The sequence below is a fragment of the Pseudomonas japonica genome (assembly GCF_013522925.1).
In the GTDB taxonomy this organism is placed as follows: Bacteria; Pseudomonadota; Gammaproteobacteria; order Pseudomonadales; family Pseudomonadaceae; genus Aquipseudomonas; species Aquipseudomonas japonica_A.
The window spans coordinates 1-3,483 of record NZ_JAAMQU010000034.1; the positions used below are offsets into that span (position 1 = coordinate 1).

1 protein-coding gene is annotated in these 3,483 nt (G+C 64.2%); it reads right to left on the reverse strand.

Annotated elements, in window-relative coordinates; all coding sequences use genetic code 11:
• The coding region (locus G7016_RS24710; RefSeq protein ID WP_181118401.1) for an autotransporter family protein at positions 1-3,194 on the reverse strand (3,194 nt) is incomplete at its 3' end.
• Positions 3,195-3,483 lie beyond the last annotated feature (289 nt).

Genomic DNA, 3,483 nt, shown 5'->3' on the forward strand with positions numbered 1-3,483 from the left:
TCGTAGCCCACACCCAGGTTCAGCTTCAGCGCGGTGCGTGGGGTGAAGGCGTGGGCCAGGGTGCCGTCAAGGCCGGCGATCAGCTGGTTGCTGTGGCGCTCTTCCACGTTGAGCAGCAGCGGCGCCACGCTGCTGGACCCATGCTCGCGGTAGGCCTCGTCGCGGATATGGTTGAAGTCCAGGCGCAGCGCCGGCAGCAGCTGGGTAGTGTCGTTCAATTGCAAGGTGCGCCCGAGGCTGGCGCCGACAGTGGCGATCACGCTGTCGTAGTCGCCCTTGGCCGTGCCGCTTACGCCGCTCAAGGCGAGGGTGCGCTCACCCTGCACGCTGTTGTTGCCAGCACCGGCGTAGAGCATCAGCTCGGTGGTGCGGTCCAGCGCATAGCTGCGGTAGCCGAGGAACTGCCACAAATCCAGCTGGCTGCTCTGGGCCGCGCCTTGCACGTTGGCGGTTTCGGCGTTGGCGTAGGCAAAGGCCAGGCCGGCGCGGGAAGTGGAAGAGAGCCGGGTGTCCATGCCGATCACCGAACCGCTGCTACCCCCGGTGCGGCCGCTGGCGTAGCTGAAGGGCTTGCTCCACAGGCCGGGTGCGTTGTTCAAACCGTCCGCCGAGAGCAGGCCGTTGGCGATGCCCATGCGTTCCTGCACCGCCAGGCCGATGGCCGACAGCGCGGCCTGGCTGGCGCGCAGGGACGCATTGGTTTGCGGCAGGGTTTGCGCCAGGCGGCTGGCGACCTCGGCGTTGCTGGTGGCGCTCACGAAGTAGGGGGTAAGTGCGCTGGCACTGCCCAAAGCGAGTTGCTGGTCCAGCACCTGGGCAGCGCCGCTGGCACCGGTCAAACCGGCTTCAGTTGCCGCCACCCCGACACCGCTGGAGGTCTTGGCGGCCAAGGTCAGGTCCACGGTGTTGGCGTCCTTCACCGCGCCGAAGTTGAACAGCGCCGAGTTGCTGGTGACGGCAAAGGTGCCGTTGGATTTAAGCGTGCCGGCCTTGATCACGTCCTGCAAACGGCTGACGGTGAACGGCTGGTTGGCCTTGGCCACGTCCACGTCGATGCGTGCCTGGCTGGGCAGGGTGGCGGTGCCGCTCACCACCAACTGGCCGTAATGGGTGGCATCGGTGACTTCGGTGCGCAGTATCGCGCCGCTGGACTGGACGTAATCACCGGTCACAGTGGCGACTGTGCCGCGCTTGGCCGGCGCGCCCAGTACCAGGGTACCGCGGTTGGACAGGCTGTCCACTGTCCAGCGGTCGCCAGGTAAAAGGGTGTAGGTGGCGCCGCTATACAAGTACGCATCGGTCTTGGGCGCATACAGTGCGCCCTGGAAGCGGGCCGTATCATTGCCGCCAACGGTCAGGGTTTTGAGGCTGCTGTCGGCGTCCACGTACAGCGAATACTTGCTGCCGGAAATCAGCCCAGTGTTCACCAGGGAACCGCTCACGGTGGTATCGGTCAGCCGCAGCCCGGTGGCGGTGCCGCGCACGCTTCCACGGTTTTCGATACCGCCTACCGTGCTCTTGATCAGGTTGATGCCGGTATCGCCACTCACGCTGCCACGGTTTATGACTCGGCCGCCGACCGTGGTGTCATTGAGGTAAAAGGGGTAGGCGCCACCTTTGATCGTCCCGGTATTGATCACATCTCCACCGATCTTGTCGGTGCCCAGGATCATCCCTGCCACCGTGCCGGTGATGCGGCCGCTGTTGAGCAGGTCGCCGCTGATGGTGGAGCCGGCGATCACCAACCCGCTCCTGTCGGCCACGAGCGTGCCGCTGTTGACCAGATTGCCTCCGAGCTTGACTGCCGCCCATACCACGCCATAGGTGGCACCGCTGATGGTGCCGCTGTTGCGGAAATCGCCCTTGATGTCGGTGTTCTCCAGCCCCAATCCGCTGCCATCGTAATCGGCGCTGATGGCTCCGGTGATCGTTCCGCTGTTGATCAGGCTGCCGCCAATGTGGGTGTTCTTCAGTTCAATGCCTGTGGCGCCAGTCACTTTGCCCCTGTTGATGATGCTGCCCAGCACGGTCGCTTCCTGTTCGCCGCGTAGTGCGATCGCCGCGTCGCCGCCAGAGAGCGTGCCGTAGTTGATCAGGTTGCCACCGATGCTGCCGCCCACCAGCGACAGCCCTGCATAGCCGCTGGGCCCGGTGGTGAAGGTGCCACGGTTGATCACATCGCCTTTGATGATGGTGTCGTAAAGGGAGAAGTCGCTGCTGTGGCTTTTGATAGTGCCGGTGTTGAGCAGGCTGCCCAGGGTGCTTTCACGTATGAGCACGCCGGAGCTTGAACTGATGGTGCCGCGGTTGGTGAAGCTGCCCTTCACGGTGCTACCGAACATCACCATGCCGGTGTAGCCGCTGAACAGTCGCCCGCTGTTGGAGAAATCGCCACCAATGGTGCTGTTGTAGATCAGCGTGGTGGCGAGGAATTCGCCGCTGTTTACCAAACTGCCGCCCAAACTGCTTTCGTTCATCAGCAAGGAATGGCTACCACTGCGCAACGTGCCTGAGTTGCGTAGCGCACCGCTCACCTGGCTGTGGTCGAGCAGCAGCCCTTGAGAGGTTGCGGTAAGCGAGCCGCTGTTCTTGATGTCCCCTTTTACCGTGCTGCTGACCACCGCCAGCCCGGCCGCCCCGGAGGGTGCACTGACGGTGCCGCTGTTGTTGAGCCCGCCGTTGAGGGCTGACTCCACGATGGCCATGCCGGCGGCGCCGGTGCCAGTCATGTGCACGGTGCCGGCGTTGCTCAAGGCGCCGGTAATGGTGCCCTTGTTCATGGAAAAGGCACCCATCGCCCCTTCGAGCATGCTGCCGCTGGCATTGACCACGCTGCCAGCGACCTTGCCGCCGTCAATCAACATGCCGTAGCCGCCGGAGATGTTGCCATTGTTCATGAAACGCTTGGCCGTGGTGCCGCTGCCTACGCTCACCGCCGCGCCGTTCGCGACAGTGATTGCACCGCTGGCGGTCACTTCCAGGCTTTGCTGATTGCCCAGTACGCAGGCACGGGTGGCCGCGGAAGAAATGACCGTGTTCGCCCGGGTACAACTGCCGCTGCCCTCGGCTTGCTGGGCGATAAGCGTGCCCAGTGCCAGCACCACCGCCACTGCAAGGCGGTGAGGGGGATGGGAAGGATGCTGCTTGAGGCAACGGGCCGACTGCAAAGGCTGGCCAGGGTTGCGATTGTCCATGTTGCACCCCGCCTTGATTGTTCTGCTTGGGTATAGGCCAGCCAAGGAGGGGCTGTCAAAGCCGTGTATCGGGGCGGATACACCCTAGGGACAGGCATGAGGCCATTCCCCGGCTACGCCGGGTCCTCAAGTGTAGGAGGGGGCGGGAGCCCCCGAACCATAGCTACGCCCTAGAACGGCAGCCTGAATTTCACCGAGGCGGTTTGGTCGGTGTAGTCGCTGCGGGTCTGGGCGTCGTAGTTCACCGACAGCTCGGCGCCGTTGCTGAAGGTGGTGGCCAGGCCGGCGC